Here is a 23188-nt window from a genome sequence, read left to right on the forward strand (position 1 = left end):
CGCGTTAAAAAGTGCGTTGCTTCAGCTTTTGCTCGCTAAATACATTGATATGGAGCAAAGCGCGGTATTCTGAGGCTTTTCCCCACATTCAGCAACTAAATTCTAATCGCAGCTCAAATTCAACCTAGATAACTTGTCGCTTCTGTTCGTACATTTTTTCATCAGCCGCTTTCAAGAGCGCATCGACATCATTGTAGTTGTTATTATGAATAACCCAACCAACACTAATTCGAAGATAGATAGAGTGCGCCTCGTAAACAACTGGTGCCGCGCATATCGTCTTTCTTAGTTTAGTGACGATCGAAGATACGTGTTGATCATCGATGATGCGTGGCAATAAAACTAAGAACTCATCACCGCCTATCCTTGCGACGATATCTGAAACTCGTAGTTCACTCCTAATTCGGTTTGCACACTCGATCAATACCTGATCGCCAGCTGCATGACCATAAGTGTCATTGATCGCTTTAAACCCATCGAGGTCGATATTTACAACGGCAAACGTTCTCGCTCGCTGTTTTTGAGTAGTTTTAAAGGCCTGCTTGAGGCTATACATAAAGTATCGACGATTCGGTAACATCGTTAGCTCATCATGCATTGAGCGGCTATCTGCAATGCGGTACAGACGATAGATAGTAAAGAAGGCAAACGCCAGCACTAACATTATTGAGTAGCCCACCAGCCTTACCGCTTGGATTCGGTACCAAGGCTCATCCATCAATACATGTTCGTTACCGGAGAGAGCAAGATACCAACCACCGTATGGGAAGCTTACCTGTTCGGTGGCAAACGCATTATCGAACACATTCTGAGTGCCATAAAAGATAGCGCCATCTTTACCTGAACTGTTTGCGCCGCGAATCGCGAGTTGGTACTTGTTCTCGATCTTCCCGATTCCGACATCTTCAAACAGTTCATCTAAGCCAATAGCAGCACTGGATACACCCCAGTAATCTTGATTGAAAGGCGGGTCTCGAAAGATCGGGGTGCGCGTAATGAGGGCTTGCCCACCTTGAAACAATTCAAAAGGACCAGCAATAAAGGTGTTGCCAAGGTTACGGGCTATCTCAACGGACTCCCATTGGTCTGGATAATCACGATAATTAATACCGAGAATCTGCTCATTGCCTTCCATAGGGTAAACGAAGTTTAGAATGTCGTCTTTGGCGAGCCCAATAAGTCGAATATGGAAACCATCTTTAATAATATTTTCAGCAATCTTATCCCAATTTTTTACCTCACCATCAGGATTGATGGTCACTAAGGTAGAGAAATTATTGAGGATATACATATCTGACACGATCGCGGCTTCGATCCGAGAACGAATGATGGATAATCGTTTTTTTCCCTCAGAATACGATTCATTCTTAAGAAAAGTTAATTGCTTGGCGTGAAAGAACTCAATCGCGCTTACTATCGCAAGGAAAAAAAGAAAAGATACTACTTTGGCAGACCACTGCTTGCTAGAACCACTTGGCATTTACGAACCTCTAACACTATTGTTCTATATACTGCCTTATAACGGCTCATTTCTGGCTTATAGGTCCAGTATGCCGCTAAGTCATTAAAAATCCATACTAACGTCGACTATGTATCAAATATTGTGCCATTCATCACTTCAGGCTTGTGAGCTAAACTCATTGTTTAATCAAAAAGGGTTAGTGAACCTTATAAAGCTTACATTGTATTGACTCAAGGCTTACATTAAAGGATTCATCAATGTTATTTTACATAGACTAACAATCAGCTTGGTACCTCACAACATGAAGCTAAAAACTCTCACACTGTGCACATTGCTATCTGCCTCAGTTGCGGTTGCCGTTCACGCACAAGATACGCTCAACATACAAGAGAATAAGCAAGCAACAAGCGTACCGAATGGTCAATCCCAAGCCGATTCGCTCAATTCTCAAGAACAATCTTTCAAGCAATCTGCTGACCTCATTCGCACCACCTACGAAAACCAGCTTTACACTCTGCCAGCATTCAAAGAAGGCCACTACGGGCTGCGCATGTATCGCCAGACATTAGATGATAAGTATTCGGCTGCAGTGTGGAGTGACATGGCGCGAGTGGCAAGCAAGCTCAGCACCCTGTCGAATGACGTTCAAACCATGGAACAAATCGTACTCTACTCAGAAAAGCGCGTTGCATCTTATGTTGGCGATAACGATGAGCGCAGTGTTCGACGCTACAACATCACCAAGCACATGCCTGAATACCTGTACCTTGGCGTTGACCTTCTTGGCTCTATGGCGCGCGCCAATGAGTACGGTTTAGAGCACAAAAACGATGCCAAGCTGCGTGAAATCATTCGTCGCTATGACTTCTCACGATACGTGACCAATCAAGACATGGTGAAAGCATGGGCGGCTCAATTAGCGAATCAGGTTTACTGGCTGCGCCAGCTGGGTGAACAGGATGTCGTTGATGAGTTCGTCGCTACCTTCAAGAAAGCATATCCAGACGACAAAGACAAAAAGCTTTCGAGCCAGCAATTTGGCAACAAGATCTATGGTATGACACACGTGATCTTTGGCGATTCCGAATACTATCAGCATCAAGTAAGCGAACAAGATCATCAATGGATCTACGATTACTTCAGAGAAAATATCGATACGATTCTGCTTCGAGCGAAAGAGGATGTGATTGCCGAGGTTGGATTAACCTTCTTATTGGCAGGTTTAGAAGATGATCCAGTAGTAGAGAAAACTCGACTCGCGATTCAAGCTTCAATCGATGAGAAACAGGGCATGATCCCTTCAATTACTGGCGATTTTGACCTGGAGTATGGTGAGCACCGCAACGTGTTAGCCATCATGCTACTCGATTGGCAGCAAGTAAATGAAGCGCCGACTTATGAAGGCAACCCTAAGGTGTTTACTAATGTCCCTTACGGACTCATTAAAAACCAACCGAAGAAGAACTAGCAGCGATACCTAGCCGAGGTTGGTCTTAGAACCCAAAAAGCCGCATACCTTTCGAGGCCTGCGGCTTTTTTAATTCTTACCATACCATCATTTCGCTCTGGCTTAAGTTTGAGTTTAAGTTTGAGTTCAGAGGCAGACTTTGTTCATCACTATAGTAAAATCCCCTTCTGCGTAGCCTTCTACTAAAGAGACATCCTCACAAAGTGATTTACAGAAGCGATATACGCCCTGAGGGTGATAACTCATCAAGGTATTACGTGAAGGATATTGGCTTGAGTTGAGAAGATTAAAAATCACCGTCTGATTCGCCAATTCATACATGCGAGTAATCATGTTTGTCAGGTAGTCGGAATCACGAGAGGTATAATTCAGTGAACCACTAGCGATAACAATATCGTGGGCCTCAAGGTTCATTTTGCTCATATCACCAGACAAAAACCGACAACGATCTTCTGTGTAGTTTTGCTTCGCCTTCTTTAGAAAGCCTGCGTGTTGGTCAACACCGGTGTAAGATTGAATGCGGTAGATGCAGTCGAGCAATTCAAACAACTCGCCATAACCACAGCCCAAATCTAAAACGCTCTTCTTATTAAAGTCAGCCGCACGAGCGATCACTTCAAAGCGACACAATTGGCTCTCTTCGCTAGTCCAACCTAAAGCTTTAGCCTTGTCGCCATTCGAGCGGTTAGTCTGTTTCCGATGATAGCGATACACCTTCCAACGATCGAGCCAGTGCATTCAAATCTGCCCCACTTCAATGAACATCAGCACACCTTAATGAGATTAAGCTTTAGAACTTGAAGAAAAGAGTCCACCGATTTTATAACCAATCGCATAACAAACCACGGCAATAGTCACAAACACCAATGCTGAGAAGAAGTATGCCACCGATGCCGCTACGCCTGTGCCCCACACGACGCTGAACACCAAACCGAGATAAGCCTCTTGCGGCCACTGAGAAATAGGAAACTGAGTACCACCAGCAATAAGATAAACCATCGCAAACAAGCCGATAAAGGCGGTGATAAGACCAATGAGAACGCGCATGTTCATGGGAAGACCTTTGAATAATTGGACTTGGTTGCTTTTGTTCTGGTCAAAACCGAATGTTCTCAGCTGAAACCGAACGTTATTAATCGCAACCTAATGATATTCAAGTATATCGGATAAAACAGGCTTGCTCTATTACTCTTCCGAGTGAGCGTAAAACGATATAGAAGTAATAAGATAAGTCGTTAAGTCCGAATGAACTTAACGAGCAGGCATAAAAAACGGACACCCTTCTTACATAAACTTCGTAAGTAAGGTGCCCGCTTTTAGTGAATCTAGCTGTTTTTGCTAAACCTAGCTTAAAGAAGGATGAAGATACCCGCTAAACATGCACTCATTAGGTTTGCTAGCGTACCAGCAGCTACAGCTTTCAAACCTAGGTTAGCAACTTCAGCGCGACGCTCTGGCGCCATGACACCGATTGAACCTAACTGAATCGCGATAGAACCAATGTTAGCAAAGCCACACAGAGCAAAAGTCACGATTACTTGGCTGTGTTCAGATAGCAGAGCTTTGTTCTCAACGAAGTCAATGAAAGCAACAAATTCGTTCATAACGATCTTCTGACCGATGTAAGAACCCGCCATCAACACTTCATCACTTGGGATACCGATTAGCCATGCAAGAGGCGAGAACAGGTAACCGAAGATAGCTTGCAGTGTAATACCCGCAAAACCGAACGTTTCACCTAGGCTTTCTAGGCCAGTGTTGACCATCGCAATCACACTCACGAAGGCAATCAACATAGTACCAACCGCTACCGCAACCTTCATACCGTTCATCGCGCCACTTGCCAATGCATCAATCACGTTGCTTTGGTCAGCTTTATCGAGCTCGATGTGGTCGTAGTCACTCGGTGTGCTGCGCTCAGGAACAATGATCTTCGCCATTAACAGGCTACCCGGAGCCGCCATAAAGCTTGCTGCGATAAGGTATTTAAGCTCAACGCCAAGGCCCGCATAACCACCAAGTACACTACCCGCTACCGACGCCATACCGCCTGCCATTACAGCAAACAGTTCCGAACGAGTCATAGACTTTAAAAAAGGACGAATAAGAAGAGGAGACTCACCCTGAGAAAGGAAGATATTACCTGTAGCAACTAGAGATTCAGCTTTACTTGTACCCAACAGTTTTTGCACCGCTCCGCCCAAGATTTGAATCACTTTTTGCATGACGCCTAAGTAATAAAGCGCAGAAATCAAAGCACTGAAGAAGATAATGATTGGAAGTACGCGAACCGCAAAAATGAAGCCTTCAGTAGCAAGGTCACCGAAAAGGAAGGCAATACCAGCGTCTGCGAAACCAAGCAGGCTAGAAACACCATTACTTAGGCTTGTTAGCGCCAATTGTCCCCATGGGAAATACAAAACCAAGGCCGCAAAGCCGATTTGAAGTAATAGAGCACGAGAGACCGTTTTCCAGTTAATCGAAGAACGACTTTCAGATAGCAGGTACGCGCAAGCAATCAGTGCAAGAACACCGACAAAACCAAATAGAATATTCATAATGTGTCCTAGTAATCCTTAAAGAGTGAACATGAGCCAAGCAAATGACATCAAAGGAACAGGACAAAGAACCGCAAGCAAAACGCTACGCGATGAAGGAGCTAACAGGGTTAGCGAATGTAACAACGAGTTGTTCATGTAAAAAATCACCTTATACAAGCAGTGGAACGTAGCTGGTCCGGTCCGTGGGGTCATTCACATATCCATGTGACGGCTTGTATTGGCTAAGCACCGGCTTAAAACCGGAAAAGAAGTATAAACAGTTAAGTGAGACTTTCATCACATTTTTTGACGCAAACGATCGCGCGGTCATAAAGCGTACAAATCGAACTACTTCTCGTAATAATTAATTTTTTCAGCAAGAAATAATGCAAAAAAAACCATCATTAAAACAAAAAGCCACAGAGTGTGGCTTTTTCAAAATATGAGATCAAAGTGGGAATAACTAGTTTAGCAGGGCACTTTTCACTTCAGCATCTCGGAATATCTCTTCAAAACGCTGTTTGTAGATCAGTTGCATCTCATTGATGATTGCACCACCATCAGGTACATCATTCTCGCCTTGGAAATTTTTGCTGAGTAGCTTATTACCAGCTTCATCATAGATAATCACATTAACGTTGTACCAAGAGTTATCCGTAAATGCGTGGAAGTCATACTTCCACTCATTCAAGACAAACATCATCGATTTGTTGTCGAATGCTTTCATCTGCTCAGCAACCTTGGTGATATCCTCTTCAGGCGTCGTCTCAACCGACTCAACAGCTACTTGCTGTTTTTTCAAGCCTGCGACCAATCTGTCAGTCAAAAATTGAGACATTGGCTGCTGTGTCGCCGTGTTGTAGGTATAAGGAATACCTAACGAACTGCGAATAATTCCCTCAAATTTTGGCTCTTTATCATGATCGAGAACGTATGGTCTCTTATCGATTACAGCGACGGTCAACGCTTTTTCCTGTGGAACTTCATTGAGTTGAGGCGCACTTTGTTCTGCTGTTAATACCGTTGCACAACCAGAAAGCCCTAACGATACTGCAGCGAGCAGTAAACTGACGAGTTTTTTCATAGATTTACCTATCTTATTGTTTTGAATAGGCTGTTCTAACAAAAATCGACTTAATGAGTAAACATTCATCAGATCAATATTTTACATAATTGTTATTTATATAAATTCGCTCACACATCGGGTTAAATTTATTGAGTCATCAGCCAATAACAGGGGCTTGTAACGGAACGTTATGAAATGAACAGATTATGTTCAAGCTATCAAGCAAAAGCACAAGGACATCGGCGCGTACTATGTTCTAGCACCAAAAATTGCGATGCCTCATGCTCGTCCTGAAGATGGTGTGAACGAAGCATCACTGCAAGTGACAGTATTCAAGAAGGGTGTTGATTTAGAGTCGGAAGACAACGGTGACGTTTATCTTTCAATTACTCTGGCGGCAATGGACTCAGACAGCCACATCCACACGATTATGGCGCTATCAGAGTTGTTCCAAAATGATGATGACATTGATGCCATTATCGCAGCGGAAACTGAGCAAGCGATCATCGAGATCTTAAAGCGCTACTAATCTCGCTCTAACGATCCTGATATTGATCTGATAAGCCCCCCATTAAAAAAGCGATAGCCTCGGCTATCGCTTTTCTGTTTTTGGTATTAAGTCATTTTTCATCGAGCGTGATTTAGGAAGTCACGCATCTAAAAGACTCACTGGCGCTAAAACGCGTACATTCTTTTATCTGTCGATAATTCAAAACAGTATTGCGCATGTTTTTTAAGACACTCAAACACTTCTCTATCCAGCTTAAAGTTATCAACGTGGTCCGTCAAAATAGCCATCGTCTGTTCTAGCGTCATGCCTGCGCGATAAGGGCGAGATTGAGTTAATGCCTGGAACACATCCACCACAGCAACAATTCTACTCGGTTGATCCAACTCTTCAGCCGTTTTGCCCATAGGGTAGCCCGAACCATCTAACCTTTCATGGTGATTAGATGCCCACTGACAAACCTGAGGTGAACTGAACAACTCCTGCAATGCAAATCGAGTATCCGTAGCATGGCGCTTAATACAGCAATACTCTTCTTCAGTAAGTAAATCCGGCTTATGCAGAATATCGTTAGGGGTTTGCAGTTTACCGATATCATGAACCAAACCTGCTAAATAGAGTTTGCGCTGAGTGGTGTAGGAATAACCCAGTTGTTTGGCGAGGTATTCTGAAAGCTGCCCAACTTTCAAAGAGTGCTTAAAGGTAAACGAGCTCTTGGTATCCACAACATTGGCAATAAATTCGGCAAAGGCCACCGTCTCGTCCAGCGACATTTGTTGAGAGAAGAATGGCACAGGTTCAAAGTTATCCCTCATGTTTTCAATGTAAGGGATCTCCATCGAGAACCAAAAATCATCCAAATCAACCAACTCACACATGTGTTGCACAAGGTTGGTTTCGAACATCTCATCCGCTTGTTCTGTTAAACATTCAATGATGCTCGCTTTGCCATCGGGTGTGAGATTTCCATAACGATCTGAAGAGGTAATGCCATACAAGTAGTCAACCCTATCGGCAAGCATCACGATAGCAGCTAGCTCTTTTTCTAACTCACTGATATGAATAGTCTTTAAGTCAGTCCAAGGGGTATGATGATAAAGCACCGGCTTAGCGAATATAGAAAGAACCGGGCACTCTTTTAGAATTTGGTACCCCTTTTGACAATGGTGGTAACTCGAGTCAGGAATGAACCCTGAAACCAAACTACGCTGCTCGTCAATTTGCGATACTCCGCAGTCGTGAATTAACCCCAATGAGAACGCAAGTTGTGCTTGCTCTTCTTCCCACCCCACACTCAGAGCACACCGATACGCGATGTAACCCACCCTCTGTCCATGATTTTTGCTTTCGAAACCGACGTTATCAAGCGCCTTAGCAATACCGAATAGAGCCTTCCTTAGGTCTACGGTCACGTCCTGGCAATGTTGATTCATTATTTAAGCCTAGCATTTTTATAGTTTTTATATATTTAGGCCGCCAATACTAATGCATAGCTAATGATTATATACACAACTATTGTAAGGTTTAATGAGTTTCGTGATAGATCTAACGTATCACGAAAATTCCGTGCTACAAGTGGTTGCATATTAAAAATCATGCGACATTATATCCTGCCGACTAAGATCCAGTAAATCAGCAGCCCTAAGAAAAGGAAAGACATGTTTAAAACAGTTATTGATGACGAACTATCCATCGCATTGGTTGAAGAGAGCTTCGCTTCTCACTACGCGGAAATCTCACAAAGCCAGAATGAGTACCTGAGCCAATGGCTCGTGTGGCCGCCACATTGTAAAACCGAGCAAGACTTTAGGATCTTCATCCAACGCTCGCTGCACGATTATGCAGAGGGCCAAAGCATGACCTGTGCGATTGTATATAAAGATAATATCGTCGGTAACTGTAGCTTCAACACCATTGACCACAATAAGCAGAAAGTCACGATAGGCTATTGGCTGTCTGAAACGTATCAAGGAAAGGGGATTGTTACCCGCGTGGTCGCAAAGCTGATTGATATTGCTTTCAATGAGTTAGATATGGAAAAGGTCGAGATATCAGCCGCAACGGGCAACCAAAGCAGTCGCAAGGTTTGTGAACGCTTACATTTCACCTTAGAAGGCATCATCACGCGCAATGAGAACTTAAATGGTCGCATCGTTGACCATGCTATTTACGGCCTTCACCGTTGTTAGCATTACGTCCCAAGCGCTCACCTCTTGGTAAATGAGCATACTAAAAAGCCACGGTATTCGACCGTGGCTTTGTTGTCTCCGAAACTAGACCTAGAACCGAGACCTAGAGCTTAGGGAACTCTCAAAGCGCCCAGTTATAAGGTCTTAGGAATCACAATACTGAACTTTGCTCCACCATGGCTACTGTCATCAATTTTGATGTCCCAAGAGAGCTTTTTAGCGGCCGATAGAGCAATCGCAAGACCCAACCCCAATCCTCCCGTTGCCGATGTACGACTTGAATCTAAACGAGAAAAAGGAAGAAACACTTCATCGCGTCGCTCTGCTGGGATTCCAGAACCATTATCTTCAATCACCACCAGCCAGTTTTCTGAGTTCTCATCCAGTGTCATCCACACTTTGTCTTGTGTGTAGTTGCCTGCGTTCTTAAGAATGTTATCAAACACCAAGCGCGCCATCGAGCAGTCACATTTTATCGTGCTTTCTTGCTGAACTTTAGAATCGAAGGTCACGTTATCCAACTGAGAATAGCGAATCCTATCTAGACAATACTCAAGCAGGCTAGCTCTCACTTTTACCAGTTCAAAGAAGGAGTTATCCATAACGTTCAGTTTCGACAGCATGATAATTTCGGATGTAAGGTCGTTGATATCCTCAATGTAAGTATCAATGTCATCGAAAAGAACTTGATGATTATCTGGTGCTCCCCTTCTTAGGATATCGGTTGCCAATTGAATACGACTCAACGGCGTACGCACTTCATGTGGGATAGCTTGAGCGAAGATATGACTTTGTTTTACTTTGCTTTCAATCTCTTCAGCCATGAAGTTAAAGCTGCTCGCCAAATCAGACACAGGGTGAATTTCGTCCAATTCAGAGCGAGTACTGAGCTTTCCTTTACCAAACTGTTTCTGCTTCTCGACTAACTGCTCTATTCTTTCTTGAAAACGCCTCACAGGTAAGTAAACACTTGCTCCAATCGCCACAATCACAGCCAGTAACAGCCCTAACAAAAAGTGACGTTCTGAATCCTCATACCATTCAATGTCTGGCGAGAAGAAATCTCCTACCTCACTGAATGCAAAGCTAAATCGAGAATTAGGCAACTGAAAAACGGCTGAATAGAGATTGTTGTCACTCAGATAAATCGGCACGCCATTCAATGTGGTGTATAACTCACATCGTTGGCAAGGCGCTTCGCCCGACCAATTTTCCAACAGGCGTAAATTGAAGATATAAAATTGTTGGTAGCCTATTCTATCGAGTTCTTTATAGAGTGAGTTTTCTTGATTGTGTTGGCGAGTGTACTGCTCAGCAAAGTAGATACCGTCGTTGAGGAAGGTTTCAATCTCGGTTCTTCGCATGTGCCCTTCACCAAGGTTCCAAAACAAAAATATCGTTGCCGACATTCCCGTCACAATCCCAAGGTACAAACGAGCAAACATTGAAACCGAGCGAAGTTTCGCAGTAATGAACTTAAGCAACCAGCATGTACCCCTTGCTGCGAACCGTGCGGATCAGCTGTTTGTCTTTCGCATGAATGCGCAGCTTGCGGCGTAAACCAGAAACGCGCATGTCAATCGAACGATCGTTAAACGCGTAATCGATCCCTCGAAATAGCTGACAGCACTGATCTCGCGTCACTACCTGACAGATATTATTCACAAGGAGGTTTAAGATTTCAAACTCAGCAGAGGTAAGCTTGAGGTTTTGTCCATACAAGGTGGCACTTTGAGCCGCACTGTTGATGACAATATCGCACTGCTTCTCAGCCGCAGTTTCTGGCGCTTTTGCAGCAGGCGCAGCTCTACGCAATAACGCTTCAATTCGGGCTAATAAAGCATGGCCACGAATCGGCTTGGCAACATAATCATCCGCACCAAACTTGAATAAGCTGACCTCACTCATTTCATCGGCAGAAGCTGTTAGCACTAAGATCATGCCATTGTAAAACTCACGAGCCTGACGGCAGATCTGTGCGCCGCTCATGCCTGGGAGCATCAAGTCCAACAGCACTAAATCAGGTTCAATACTTCGGATCGCTTCAAGTGCCAAATTCCCTTCATGAACAACGCTAACACTGTAGCCTTCAGCTTCGAGGTAAAGCGTAGTTAAACGAGCAATCTCTTGGTCATCTTCAACAATGAGCACTTTGGTTTTTGACATTCCTATCACCAGTATTTATTAAAAGCGAGGGCAGTATATATACTGGTCATATATCATCAATATTGTTATTAGAGCCTTAACTTTACCGTACGCAAAACATAGTAATCACTTTTGTACATGCACGTTTACAAAATACGGAATTTAGCAACCACTGAGCCTTTCTTTACAAAGGCTGTAGCATAAAGGCTATAGCAGATGAGGGAAGAGTTGACGTGTTTTATGCGCTTATCGCTCACTTACATTTGCTTTATTTTCTTACGCGCACTTACATTTAAGGCGTTTACAAATTCCGATCAAATCAACTATCCGCACACTCAGCTCATATCAGTGAATAACACTATAAAACAACAACGAATCAGTCTAATAAACCTATAGCTCGAGTCTTAAATCAAAAGAAATCGATTACTTATTTAATAAGCCAGTGTTTTCCATTATTGAGCACGCGACAGATCCTGTTAAGCGATAAGTTCCTAACGTAATATTCACTCAACTAATGAATTAACTCATTATTAGACAATTACCACTTGGACACTGGGCCCTCTTTAAGATGAATAAATCGCTTTCACTGTTACTTACAACCACTGCTTTAGTTTCAACACCGCTTATTGCTGACACCAATAAACATGACACAGTGAACAAGATTCAAGAACAAGTCAGTGCTTGGATAGACATTCAGGTGACACCACAAAACAGCATTATTCAGAAGATGGTTTTTAACTGTGAATTCTACAGCGCAACGCCTTCAATCAAGTCGCCAGAAGGCAACGAGAGCAGCAGTGGTTCATACCTATTTTACTCGCACAACGGTGTATTGGGTACGGTGACAGAACCTTACACAACCCAACCATTGCCAGAGTTAACCATGTGCCTTAAGGAAAACTTCGTGGTCACTAACCAAGATGAAGCTCAGCTGTTGTTCGAAGCCATCGAAACCGTCTATCCAAATTATTCGATATTCGATAAGGACTTCCCTAAAGAGATCACAAAGCAACCAAATGGATGGCAGTTGATTGATGGTGAGATATTTGATGACAAAAAAGGCTATGTCATAGAGACCACGCCGCTAGGTAAAGTGACGAAAATCATCCGCTCACTGAACCTGTAAAAGTTGAAATTAAAAATAAAGACAAACAGCCTACTGACGGCATGAGTTCAGTGGGCTTCGTTCAACCCAAATATCCGTGTGCCGAGTTCAATATGATGACAAGTTATCAGCCTTTCGAGTATCTCCAGTGTCCTATTTGGATATATGACATTGATAATAAGAGAATAACTTGGGCAAACAGCAGTGCCCTACCTCTCTGGGAGTCTGAATCTCTGTTTGAGCTGACGTCACGTGATTTCAGCGTCGAGATGTCTAAGGCAATAGAAGCAACGCTCGAAGAATACCAAAGGCAATTTCTACGCAACGAAAGCATCAAGACATGGTGGAACTTCACTCCCAACTACATTTCGAAGCGTGCATTGTGTCTGTTTTCTGGGATCCCACTACCAGACGGCCGAACCGGCATGTTGGTATAAGTCGTCGCGGAAGAAGGTAGTCTAAAGCACGATCTCGCTTGCTCGGATGGTTCAAACCTCTCTCTTCTATTTGATAGATCGGGAGCGGTAGTGAGTGCTAACTCTGCATTTTCCCAGAACTATGGCATGCCGTTTTCCACCCTCTCCGACTTTGTTTCAAGTGAAGAAATTGCAGCCCACTGGTTGTTCTCGGCACGTAAAGGGCGAGAAATTTTAGAAGAAGTCAGCTGCCATATTGGTGATAAGGCCCACCACTTTGATGTGCAAGGAAAATGGCTATTTGATAAGAGTGAACTGCTGTTAAATCTGACTTGTACCACCAAACAGAAAGAGAAGCTGATCAAGGCCAGATACAATGCAGAGCACGACTGTTTAACCGAACTATACAATCGCCGTGGAATCACTAACCTCTTAGAAACCAGTATTGCCTATCGCTCTCCCTTTGAGCTAATCTTCGTTGATCTTGATGGCTTCAAACTGGTCAATGACACCTACGGACACAGTGTGGGTGACCAACTACTCAAACAAGTAGGTGAACGTCTCAAGCAGCTCGTTGACGAAACCTGCATGATTGGTCGATTCGGTGGTGACGAATTCATAGTGATCGCCCACACCTGCCGAAATCAAAACATCCCGCTGCTTTGCACCCGAATTATTGATGCCTTGAACCGAAGCTTCCACATAACCGGCATTGGCACTCTCTCTATCGGTTGTAGCATTGGTACTGCACATTTCCCTGATAACGCCATGGATCAGGAGTCATTGCTTAAACAAGCGGGGATGGCGATGCACATTGCTAAAGCCAATGGTCGAAACCGATTCCAAACCTTCACTCCAGACTTGGCACAAACGCTTCACCGAAAAGTAGAAATTCGCCATCGATTGACTCAAGCCCTAGAAAACGAAGACCTCAATCTGCATTATCAACCGATCATGAATACCAACAGTAACAAGGTTAAGGGCTTTGAAGCGCTACTTCGATGGTCAGACAAAGAGCTAGGTAACATTGGCCCTGATGAATTCATCACCTTGGCGGAAGATACTGGGCAGATAGTGCCACTCGGAAAGTGGGTTCTCAATTCAGCACTTAAACAGCTATCAATATGGCATCGGGAGTTTGATGGCGAGCTAATGATGAGCATCAACATCTCGAGTATTCAGATGCACGCAACCTTTGCCGAGCAGCTATTAGCAATGCTGAACTTCTACAATATCCAACCTCAAAACATCGCACTTGAGATCACTGAGTCTTCGATGATTTTCAAACACGGTGAAGTAAGACAAGCATTAAGCGACATCTCCAAATTAGGCGTTGAACTCCACCTTGATGATTTTGGCACTGGCTACTCTTCCCTCTCTATGCTGCACGACTTACCGATTAGCACCGTAAAGCTTGATAAAAGCTTTGTTCACGGCTCACACAAAGGAAGCAAAGCGATTGTCCAAGCGACCCACGCAATTTGCGACAAGTTGGGGCTCAAAGTGGTGGCTGAAGGCGTCGAGACCGAAACACAAAAAGACTTTTTAATCGACTGTGGATACCAATACCTTCAAGGGTATTTGTTTAGCAAACCAATCCCGTCAAACGAAGTCGAAAGCCAATTTTTATTCGTTCGATAAGTCGGTTAATAAAGTTACCTTTATCAACAAGTTAGAACTTTGAATGATTAATAAACAAGGTAACAGCACCAATGTGAACGCTTACGTATGCTTACATAGCGCTCAACAGTAAGGAATGAAGATTAAACTGTTGTTTATATAGAGAATTCCTTATAAATCAACCCAATAAAACACCAAACCATTATACCTACTAACTGTAATGACTTTGGTATTTAGATTACTCTCATTCCGTCCCTTTAGCAGAGCAAATCATCGGTAAACATGAACAGACAAAACGGCTTCACTCTCTTAGAACTGATCATCTCTGTATTAATCTTAGCGATCGTTTCGGCTACAGCTATGGTCAAGTTCTTAGACGTTCAAGGTAATGCTCGCGCGAGCAAAATACACGATGTGGCTGGCAACCTTCGCACGGGTATCGACATGATTTATGCGAAGTCTGCGATTGCTGGTGTGGAGGGAGAATGTGACTACATTGAAAAAACCGAGATTGAGACCTACTACGTCTGCCACGGCTATCCAATCGCCTATGTTGACTCACTAAGAAGACTGCTCAATATCGACGCAACAGAGCTTCATGTAATCAACAAAGAAGTAGACTCTGGCAGCAATGCAGAAAGAGTTGCCGCTATCTCTTTTGATACGGAGAGTTACACCTATTCACCTGTCGGCGATTTTTGCCAGGTACTCTATCAACCGGAAAAAGAACCGCAAATCGTCGTTCTTGACGGTGCATGTTAAATACTCAACGATTGCACGCTTTCTATAGTTAACACAAATCCACCACAGCAGATCTTTGAATATCATGTGGTTACGCTAACATTTGCTCAAAAATAATACTAATTGATCTAACTTGTTGCTGCTTACACTTTTAGGCAGTGCTCATGGTATAACACCAACCTCATTCATATCTTATTTTCATCACTAGCCGATGAATATTTACATGCACACACATTTGATACATATGTCAATAATAATCCCATTAAAATCCTTTAATCAACACCTTATGATAAACGTCACCCTTTCCCTATTTTAAATATCCCATCTTAAATTTTCACTATTTAAAATTCGTAATAGAATAAATTAAAATCAATTATTAAACAAATATAATTAATTCTATCATTGAATACTTTAATTAAATCACCAAAACAATAAGCCGTTTAAATTATATTAATATCACATAAACTGACATAATTTAATTTTATCCTGAAAAATTCTGATAAATCTGACACATCGATAAGCTGAATGAATACCACCAGAAGCTACATTGGAAACCTCTAAATCCAGTCGCTAAACCTGCCGCATAGAAGCTGTGAAATGGATAAATACCAAAACAAATGGATAAATCCCCTTTACCCCTTGTAAATCATTGGCTTTCATTTATAAATTCAACTTTTGGGTGAACATCTCCATAACCTTTCATTCAAGCCCAAATTCTGCGATTAGTATCAACATCTTAAGAGAAAATGGTGACATTTTGGTTATATTATTTAGATCGAACTCTTGTGTTGAATGACAATCCCACCATCACATATCCATCACGCCAATATAATAACTATCGCTTAGGAGTTGAGCTATGCACTGTTCTTTCAATATAAATAACAATAATGAGAGCTTGCAACCAGGGCGTCCGCATGAATGGTTAAGATTTAGCCATCGATGTAAATCCAGCCATAAGAACTTGTTCCAAGTAGGCAGGCTTCATCATACACCGCTTCTGTTTCATCGGTACGCTAATCTTGGTTGACTCAGCTCTGAGCATGTTCAGTGCCATATGTCTTAATCCCGCCATGTTTTCAGCAGCATTTTCTCTATAAATCTGACAAGCATCTTCACCCATACTGACATCTAAAATCCAATGCATGGATTCAATGCCCCAGTGGGCACGGATAGCCTCTCTTGCCTGCTCTGAGGTCAGTTCTGCTGAACTAATGTAGTAACGATACTCCAACTCTGGAGCCTTGCCTTTTGTTGCTCGGTAGTTTTCGACCATCACAATACTGGTTAACCTATCCCAAGTGGAGAAGTCACCCTCCAACTCACGAGCACTCAGGATATGACAAGTACGCGCTTCAATCCGGCCCTTCTGCTTCTCAACTTGATACCTATCCCAGTCAATCGGATCTCGCCGGCGTGAGGAGAAGGCGGACTGAATCGAGGCCGCTAACTTGCCTTGATTACCCTTAACCGATAATAAGTAATCACCGCCTTTGCTCGTGATAGCCTTTGCTATCTTAGTCTGGCAGGCCATCGCATCAATCGTCACGATAGCACCTCGTAAGTCGAGCATCTGGAGGAGTGCAGGTATCGCTGTGATTTCATTACTCTTAGCATCGGTTTTTAGCTGACCTAATACGAGTTGATTAGCACAGGAATAAGCACTCACCATGTGAATGGTGCTTTGCCTGTCGTTTCTGTCATAGGAACCCCGTAAAGTTTTGCCGTCAATGGCTACCACTTCACCACCAGTTAACTTGTGCACTGCTTTCATCCAGGCTAGAAAGCAATCTCGGAACTCTGCCGGGTCGATGTTTGAAATCAGACGAGCAAAGGTATCATCAACCGGCACACCTTTTTCGAATAAACCATGTTTAAGAAACCATTCATGGTGTCCGAGAAACATACTCGCGAATATCAGTCCAGCCTTGACCTCCGGCTATTACGGCACAAATTGAACCAAATAAAATGTCGAACAGAGGATAGTCTACTTTTGCGCTTTGTCGTTCGTCTCGAATGATGCTGAAATACGTTTTGATGGTATCTAAATTCATGGGTGCTCCTCAAAAGAGGAGAATAAGATCACAACCAACCCATCAGGTCAACGTTAGTCAACCATTGGGCGAAAAATGTTCATGATCTTGCCCTGAGCTTGCAACTGATCTATAATAAAGAAAAAATATATATAAAAAGAGACAGTAATAAGATATCAGAGGTAACTCTTAATAGTAAAGAGAGTTTTGTTTTCAAATATCTTATTGAACACTCATCAATATCAAACCCTCAATCTGCACGAGATGTTGAAGAATCTTTTAAATTACACTTTGACGAAGAGTTTAGCTTATACGCGTTAAAAAACATTATTGCTTCTATAAGAAAGAAATATCGAAGCTTATGCAAAAAAGCGAAGGTTGATAATAATAGTGAACTTATCTCTAACCTTTATAAGGTAGGTTACTTTATCGACCTCGATAAAAGCTCAACCAACCGTATCGCACCAAAGTACGACATCAACCAATTCAAGCCCAGCCAGGTCGAGATGTTGAAACTGATGTTCAACACCTATCATCGAGAGCTGATCAAGGCTCTGATAACCGTGTTCACCATCTCTTCTTTTTTCCTGTTCGTTGTCTACTTTTTCCAAATCCTTTATACAACGAAGATTGCGAATGAATACAGTGAAAACACCAAACATATTGCAGCAGAGGTCATGGACTACGGTTGTGATAGCCAAGGTGCAGTGCACTCGCTAAGGCACTCGCTCAACCTTGATTCTGTCGTCATGGCAACACCTCATGGCTCATGCTATATCTCTAAAACACGTTCAAAAATGATAGAGCTCGATCAAGCAGACGACTTCTACGATAGTGCTGACTTTGCCTATTCACGCTTCATAGATACCGAACACGACATAGAGATGGTTGCTCGAATATCTAAACGCTCTATCGAAGCTCGATACAAGAACTCACTATTGCCTCTATTAGTCGATTCTATCTCCATCCAGAAGAATGGTTACTACATCTTAAATCTTGGCGAAGAGAGTAAAGTTATTTATCAAACATCCCTGCCAACTGGCGCAACCATCACCTTCTTCAGTGACGATATTGTTGCGTTGTGGATTGCGCTTTCTCTGATAACCGCCACGCTGCTTTATCGCTCTTATATTCTGGGCTTTGTGATCTATCTGTGTCGTTGGCAACACATCTCCTTTGAAGAAGAGCCCATCATCAACACTGAAGACAACAGCGTTTTATATTACGAATTGCTATCTCGTGTACGTAACGTCGGCGTTTTAAGCTTCATCAACACGATGAGACGCACCAACCTACTGACATTTCATACGATTTTACTTATCGAAACGGTCAGAAACGCCAAGTTGAACAACAGCCATGAGGTTTACGGTGTCAACGTCTGCCCAAGTGCTTTAGTCGGGAATAACTTTTCAAAGCTCAAAGTGCATTTGGATGCGATGGAAGCGAATGAATTTGTGGTTGAGATAACTGAATACTCAAACATTGGATATGGATGTGAAGTGATAGACAACATCAAGGCGATCAAAAAGCTAGGGATCACCATCGCATTGGATGACTTTGGTACGGGCAATAACAACATCGAAATCATCAATGTCATCTCTCCTACCTATCTAAAACTGGATCGCTGTTTTGTTAAGGATATCGAGTCAGGAGAGCACCATCAAGGCGTGTTGCTTAATATATCGGAGATTGGACGCCTATCAAATATCACAATGATTTATGAAGGTGTCGAGACGCGCAGGCAGCAATATATCCTGTGTCAGTTGGGCTACAACCTGCATCAAGGTTACCTATATAGCCGGCCTAATGAGTCAAAGGAACAATAGCCCCACCCTAATAAGAATCTTGATGAACAACTATTCCCTATTCAAATAATAATCGCTCATACAGCTGCTTGAGAGCCCACAAGGATGTAGGCTTCAAGTACCCTCTCCGCCAAACATGCTTTATCCAACCATAAAAGTTAACATTCAGCTAATTTATAGAAAAAGCTTGTCTATCTTGGGAATTAGGTTAGTGTTATACACATGTATATCACCATGCAGTTTTAATTATGACCGAATGGAAAGACGACCAACCGATCTTTAGGCAGCTTGCTACGAAGATCAGTGACCAAATTCTTCAAGGTGTTTGGTTAGAGCAACAAGCATTGCCTTCGGTGCGTGCCGTTGCTGCTGATCTCAAGATCAACCACCTTACTGTCATGAAAAGCTACCAGTTACTGGTGGATGAAGGCTTGGTAGAGAAAAAACGCGGCCAAGGCATGTATGTGGCCGAAGGGGCACTTCAAAAATTGAAAGAGTCTGCACACCAATCATTCATCAATACACAGATCCCAGCCATCGCTGAGACGCTAAGCATCATTGATATGAGTGTCGAAGAACTTGTGAAACAGCTAGCACAACATATAAAGGACAAGTCATGAGTACTTTACTTTCCGTGAAAAACGTAACCAAAACCTATTCAAATCAAGTGGGTGTCGAGAACATCAGCTTTGAGTTAAAGCCGGGGCAAGTGCTTGGCCTTCTAGGCCACAATGGCGCGGGTAAATCAACTCTCATCAAGTCTCTGCTTGGCGGACACAGCTATCAAGGTGAGATTGAGGTTAACGGTTACCACCCTATCCACCAGCATGCAGAACTCATGCTGCACTTGTCGTACATCTCAGACGTTAACGTATTACCCGAGTGGATGACCGTTAAACAACTGCTTCGTTACACCCAAGGTGTCCACCCAAGCTTCAACAAGCAAAAAGCAGAACAGACATTAAGCAGCACCAACATCAAGCTATCTTCCACTATCAAACAGCTTTCTAAAGGAATGAAGGTACAACTTCACCTTGCGATCATCATCGCAACCGATACTCAAGTATTGATCTTAGATGAGCCAACGTTGGGTCTCGATTTGCTGTACCGCGATACTTTTTATCGCCACCTACTAGAGTGGTTCCACGACGGCGAACGCGCCATGATCATTGCAAGCCATGAGGTTTCAGAGATTGAACACTTATTAACGGATGTGCTGATTTTAAAGCAAGGCCATTGTGTGCTGCAAAAGAGCATGGAAGACATCGAGAACGACTATTTCATTATCGAACTTGCAAACAACCATTCAAGCGAGATCCAGAAGCTCAATCCGCTAACCTCACAGCCAGGGCTAGGAACTACTAAGTGGTTATTGGAAGGTCAATACAAAGCGCAGGTTGAGCCGATGGGCACTATCTACAATGTTGGCCTCGCAGATCTATTCCTTGCAACACAAACGGAGAAGGCATAATGCATCCAAGTTTTTATATGCTAGAAAAAGAACTCATCGAGCACAAAATTAATACTCGATTACCTCTATTTGTCGCGTTATGTGGTTTCTTGCTGTTCGTTAGTCTGTTTTTTAATGGCGCTGCGCAGCATGAGTTTTTCTTCGAAATGCAAGTGAACGGTGACGTGAGCGACATCCATAGAGAGTTCGCGCAAGATCTCAACTCGGTGATCTACTTTGGCGCGGGTCTGATTTCACTGATCCTGTCGACACTTTACATCCCTAAAACGCTGCGTAAAGAGCGCCAAGAAGGCAGTTCGATGTTTTGGAGAAGTATGCCAGTATCTAATGCAATGACTCACGGCGTGAAGTTAGGTTTCGGTTTAGTGGTTATTCCGGCTATCTGTGCGTTGCTCGTGCTGTTCGCCGATTTCCTATTCTGGATATTGAACATCTCAAGCGAACAACAATTGGCGCTACTGGTTGAACAGCAATCTCTATTTTATGTGCTGAGTAACTGGGTGGTGTTCTTTGGGCGAATGCTGTTAGTTGCACTGGTTTTATTACCACTGGCAACCGTTACCCTAGCGATTTCGCAGTTGGTAAACTCTCCATTACTTGTCATTTTCATCTCAAGCTATGCGATTAAGTTCCTCTCTGTCGCCGTGTTTGGGTTCTATGGCATCAATGACTTCCTATCTCTCATCGCATCACTGCCAATGAATGTGCTCATAGCAAGTAACCCATTAAGCGCGATTGCAGAAGCGCCTATTTTATCTTTAAGTATTTACGCACTGATTGGTGTTGGCGGTTATCTGCTGAGCCTAAAGCTAAATAGAACGGATGATGTGAGCTTGAAGACGCTGTTCCAACGCTAGAGTCAGACCCTAAGCACGAGCCTTTATCGGGCAGTCACATCAGATATCAAAATCTAAATCAAAGCTTCTGAGAAATCGGGAGCTTTTTTTGATCACGACTTTGCTAATACAGGGATGGGTAACAAGGACAAAGGGATTTAATTGGGAGTAACCGAGTGAAGAAACAAGAGAGTCTAAGAGGAGGTATTAATGAGCTGACATTAAATTGCATTGTTGTTAATGCCTGCCAGCTCTTTAGGGATGATTTCTTTAGTCGCCGACCAGATGAAGGTCCTTAAGAGTGCTAATGAAATCGGTTTGTTGCGTTTTACACTTGATTAAGCTTTTCAGCTTTTAAAGCTTTACGATTTAAAGCTTATTTCTTTGATGCTTCTTTTGACGTGTCTTTCCAGTATTGGATACGAACGCGATGAAGCTGTGCTCTTCTCATTTTTTTCATAAGGGATATTTCCTTTTCTTTAACTGCTCTTCATGAGCTATTTTTATTGCCAACCATTCGAATCTAACGGTGTTTGATGCCCAGATCAATGATACAAATCACAAAATATATAGAGTTTTGAGTACCATTTACATCAAAGTATGACCTAGATATCAACTATGGCTCAATTCAATCCTATGAGCCGCTGTGCAAAATTAAGGTTAGTTCTCTCAGGTGACAAATTCATTTCAGTATCAATACAGTTCAATGATACTAATTTAATAGACCGGACCAACGCGAATTTAGTTCCAGTGTCTTATCTTTTATTAATCATACCGCCCTGAAAGTTACAGCGTAACCAAGCCTACATTCAATGTGAACAAATAATCGCCACATTAGCCTATACGTCACAACATCAAAATGGGATTATGTTTGTAACGGATAGAGCTTTTGATAGAAAAAAACCGTAGTGAATAAAATTAAATGGACGTAATTATGAGTAAAGTAATTCTGCAAGGGCATATTCTAGTGCCAGACAACGACCTAGAAGCCGTCACACAAGCCTTGGTTGCGCACAAAGAACTGACACTGGAAGAAGCTGGTTGTATCGTGTTTCGAGTCAGTCAAAGCACCCTTCAACCTAATCGCTTTGAAGTGTATGAAGAATTCACTAGCCAAGAAGCATTCGAAGCGCATCAACAGCGAGTAAAAGCCTCGGAATGGGGTGAAATCTCCCAGAACGTGACGCGTCATTACCAAGTCACCGATGTTCCGACATCATAATGATACATCCGCTAGCCAACCACATCGTCACATTGTTCAAACAAGATCCCTTGCGAATGCAGGTTTTAGACTGTGTATCTCAGTTGGATTTGCCGCAGTGTTATGTCGCTGCGGGCTTTGTGAGAAACCTCGTTTGGGATCACCTACATGGTTATACCTCCCCGACCCCACTCAATGATATTGATGTGATCTACTTTGATCCCATTGATACCTCCTACGAGTCGGATCTTAGATACGAGGCTCTGCTTAAACAACGGTTACCCGAACTGAATTGGCAAGTTCGCAATCAAGCCTGCATGCACATCAGAAATGGGGATGAACCTTACCAAGGCTCATTGGATGCGATGAGTTACTGGCCAGAGAAAGAAACCGCAGTCGCCATAAAACAGAGCCTCACTGGGGATATCGAGTGTAATTCGGCGTTTGGCTTAGAGAGCTTGTTTGATTTAAAAGTCACACCCAACCCAAAGCGTAACCGAGATATCTTTGATCAAAGAGTGCAATCCAAAGGTTGGCTAACCCAGTGGCCTAAGTTAACGATTAGTCACCGTTAACTAGCTTTCA

General features: G+C 43.0%; 20 protein-coding genes and 2 pseudogenes. 13 read left to right on the top strand and 9 right to left on the bottom strand.

The window, feature by feature from the left end:
• Window positions 1-124: 124 nt before the first annotated feature.
• Window positions 125-1480: a diguanylate cyclase domain-containing protein gene (locus BCU34_RS14310; RefSeq protein ID WP_102432670.1), complete on the bottom strand. Its 1356-nt coding sequence runs from the start codon at window positions 1478-1480 to the stop codon at window positions 125-127.
• Window positions 1481-1763: 283 nt separating this feature from the next.
• Between BCU34_RS14310 and BCU34_RS14315 the strand changes: the two genes are divergently transcribed.
• Window positions 1764-2930 carry a DUF3541 domain-containing protein gene (locus BCU34_RS14315; RefSeq protein WP_102479374.1) on the top strand — a complete coding sequence of 389 codons (1167 nt, stop codon included), beginning with the start codon at window positions 1764-1766 and terminating at the stop codon, window positions 2928-2930.
• 126 nt (window positions 2931-3056) lie between these two features.
• Here BCU34_RS14315 and BCU34_RS14320 read toward each other — a convergent pair whose 3' ends face one another.
• From BCU34_RS14320 to BCU34_RS14335, 4 genes are all read right to left on the bottom strand, one after another.
• Window positions 3057-3668 carry a class I SAM-dependent methyltransferase gene (locus BCU34_RS14320; protein WP_102479375.1) on the bottom strand — a complete coding sequence of 204 codons (612 nt, stop codon included), beginning with the start codon at window positions 3666-3668 and terminating at the stop codon, window positions 3057-3059.
• 45 nt (window positions 3669-3713) lie between these two features.
• Window positions 3714-3983, bottom strand: coding sequence for a hypothetical protein (locus BCU34_RS14325; protein WP_102432667.1), 270 nt, complete (start codon window positions 3981-3983; stop codon window positions 3714-3716).
• A 296-nt stretch (window positions 3984-4279) separates the two neighbouring features.
• Entirely contained in the window at window positions 4280-5488 is a 1209-nt protein-coding gene (locus BCU34_RS14330; RefSeq protein ID WP_102432666.1) for a NupC/NupG family nucleoside CNT transporter, read from the bottom strand.
• 445 nt (window positions 5489-5933) lie between these two features.
• Entirely contained in the window at window positions 5934-6554 is a 621-nt protein-coding gene (locus tag BCU34_RS14335) for a hypothetical protein (RefSeq protein WP_017060596.1), read from the bottom strand.
• Between the two features lie 187 nt (window positions 6555-6741).
• On the opposite strand from BCU34_RS14335, the pseudogene BCU34_RS14340 reads away from it, so the two are divergent.
• Window positions 6742-7065, top strand: a pseudogene (locus tag BCU34_RS14340) (PTS sugar transporter subunit IIA); the annotation flags it as partial.
• A 146-nt stretch (window positions 7066-7211) separates the two neighbouring features.
• Here the strand turns inward: BCU34_RS14340 and BCU34_RS14345 are convergent.
• On the bottom strand, window positions 7212-8477 hold the full coding sequence (locus BCU34_RS14345; protein WP_102432664.1) for an HD-GYP domain-containing protein: 1266 nt from the start codon (window positions 8475-8477) through the stop codon (window positions 7212-7214).
• A gap of 225 nt (window positions 8478-8702) precedes the next feature.
• Here BCU34_RS14345 and BCU34_RS14350 point away from each other — a divergent pair, with 225 nt between their 5' ends.
• A complete protein-coding gene (locus tag BCU34_RS14350) occupies window positions 8703-9233 on the top strand; it encodes a GNAT family N-acetyltransferase (protein WP_102432663.1) in 531 nt (176 codons plus the stop codon).
• A gap of 134 nt (window positions 9234-9367) precedes the next feature.
• On the opposite strand, the gene BCU34_RS14355 is transcribed toward BCU34_RS14350, so the two are convergent.
• Together BCU34_RS14355 and BCU34_RS14360 are read right to left on the bottom strand one after the other, a co-directional pair.
• Entirely contained in the window at window positions 9368-10717 is a 1350-nt protein-coding gene (locus BCU34_RS14355; protein WP_102479321.1) for a sensor histidine kinase, read from the bottom strand.
• A complete protein-coding gene (locus BCU34_RS14360) occupies window positions 10710-11399 on the bottom strand; it encodes a response regulator transcription factor (protein ID WP_102479322.1) in 690 nt (229 codons plus the stop codon). The genes BCU34_RS14355 and BCU34_RS14360 overlap by 8 nt, the downstream gene beginning before the upstream one ends.
• A 547-nt stretch (window positions 11400-11946) precedes the next feature.
• Between BCU34_RS14360 and BCU34_RS14365 the strand changes: the two genes are divergently transcribed.
• The 4 genes from BCU34_RS14365 (at window position 11947) to BCU34_RS14380 (ending at window position 15281) form a co-directional block, all read left to right on the top strand.
• Window positions 11947-12504: a hypothetical protein gene (locus tag BCU34_RS14365; RefSeq protein WP_102432660.1), complete on the top strand. Its 558-nt coding sequence runs from the start codon at window positions 11947-11949 to the stop codon at window positions 12502-12504.
• Between the two features lie 92 nt (window positions 12505-12596).
• Window positions 12597-12920, top strand: a complete 324-nt coding sequence (locus tag BCU34_RS14370; protein WP_240698031.1) for a hypothetical protein — start codon at window positions 12597-12599, stop codon at window positions 12918-12920.
• Window positions 12921-13046: 126 nt separating this feature from the next.
• Complete coding sequence (locus BCU34_RS14375; protein WP_240698032.1) at window positions 13047-14540, top strand: putative bifunctional diguanylate cyclase/phosphodiesterase; 1494 nt, start codon at window positions 13047-13049, stop codon at window positions 14538-14540.
• Window positions 14541-14801: 261 nt separating this feature from the next.
• Window positions 14802-15281: a type II secretion system protein gene (locus BCU34_RS14380; protein WP_102432658.1), complete on the top strand. Its 480-nt coding sequence runs from the start codon at window positions 14802-14804 to the stop codon at window positions 15279-15281.
• A gap of 901 nt (window positions 15282-16182) precedes the next feature.
• On the opposite strand, the pseudogene BCU34_RS14385 reads toward BCU34_RS14380, so the two are convergent.
• Window positions 16183-17311: pseudogene (locus BCU34_RS14385) on the bottom strand (ISAs1 family transposase).
• Window positions 17312-17403: 92 nt separating this feature from the next.
• On the opposite strand from BCU34_RS14385, the gene BCU34_RS14390 reads away from it, so the two are divergent.
• From BCU34_RS14390 to BCU34_RS14415, 6 genes are all read left to right on the top strand, one after another.
• The gene (locus BCU34_RS14390; protein ID WP_108145189.1) at window positions 17404-19116 is read left to right on the top strand and encodes an EAL domain-containing protein; all 1713 of its coding nucleotides are present in this window, start codon (window positions 17404-17406) and stop codon (window positions 19114-19116) included.
• Between the two features lie 227 nt (window positions 19117-19343).
• The gene (locus BCU34_RS14395; RefSeq protein WP_048661561.1) at window positions 19344-19715 is read left to right on the top strand and encodes a GntR family transcriptional regulator; all 372 of its coding nucleotides are present in this window, start codon (window positions 19344-19346) and stop codon (window positions 19713-19715) included.
• Window positions 19712-20566, top strand: coding sequence for an ABC transporter ATP-binding protein (locus BCU34_RS14400; protein WP_048661560.1), 855 nt, complete (start codon window positions 19712-19714; stop codon window positions 20564-20566). Before BCU34_RS14395 ends, BCU34_RS14400 begins: the two co-directional genes overlap by 4 nt.
• Window positions 20566-21423: a hypothetical protein gene (locus tag BCU34_RS14405; RefSeq protein WP_102431349.1), complete on the top strand. Its 858-nt coding sequence runs from the start codon at window positions 20566-20568 to the stop codon at window positions 21421-21423. Before BCU34_RS14400 ends, BCU34_RS14405 begins: the two co-directional genes overlap by 1 nt.
• Before the next feature lie 913 nt (window positions 21424-22336).
• Window positions 22337-22624: a putative quinol monooxygenase gene (locus BCU34_RS14410; RefSeq protein WP_048661558.1), complete on the top strand. Its 288-nt coding sequence runs from the start codon at window positions 22337-22339 to the stop codon at window positions 22622-22624.
• Entirely contained in the window at window positions 22624-23178 is a 555-nt protein-coding gene (locus BCU34_RS14415; RefSeq protein WP_102478943.1) for a nucleotidyltransferase family protein, read from the top strand. Before BCU34_RS14410 ends, BCU34_RS14415 begins: the two co-directional genes overlap by 1 nt.
• The last annotated feature ends 10 nt before the right edge of the window (window positions 23179-23188 follow it).

This window comes from Vibrio sp. 10N.286.45.E10, assembly GCF_002874195.2.
Taxonomy (GTDB): domain Bacteria; phylum Pseudomonadota; class Gammaproteobacteria; order Enterobacterales; family Vibrionaceae; genus Vibrio; species Vibrio crassostreae.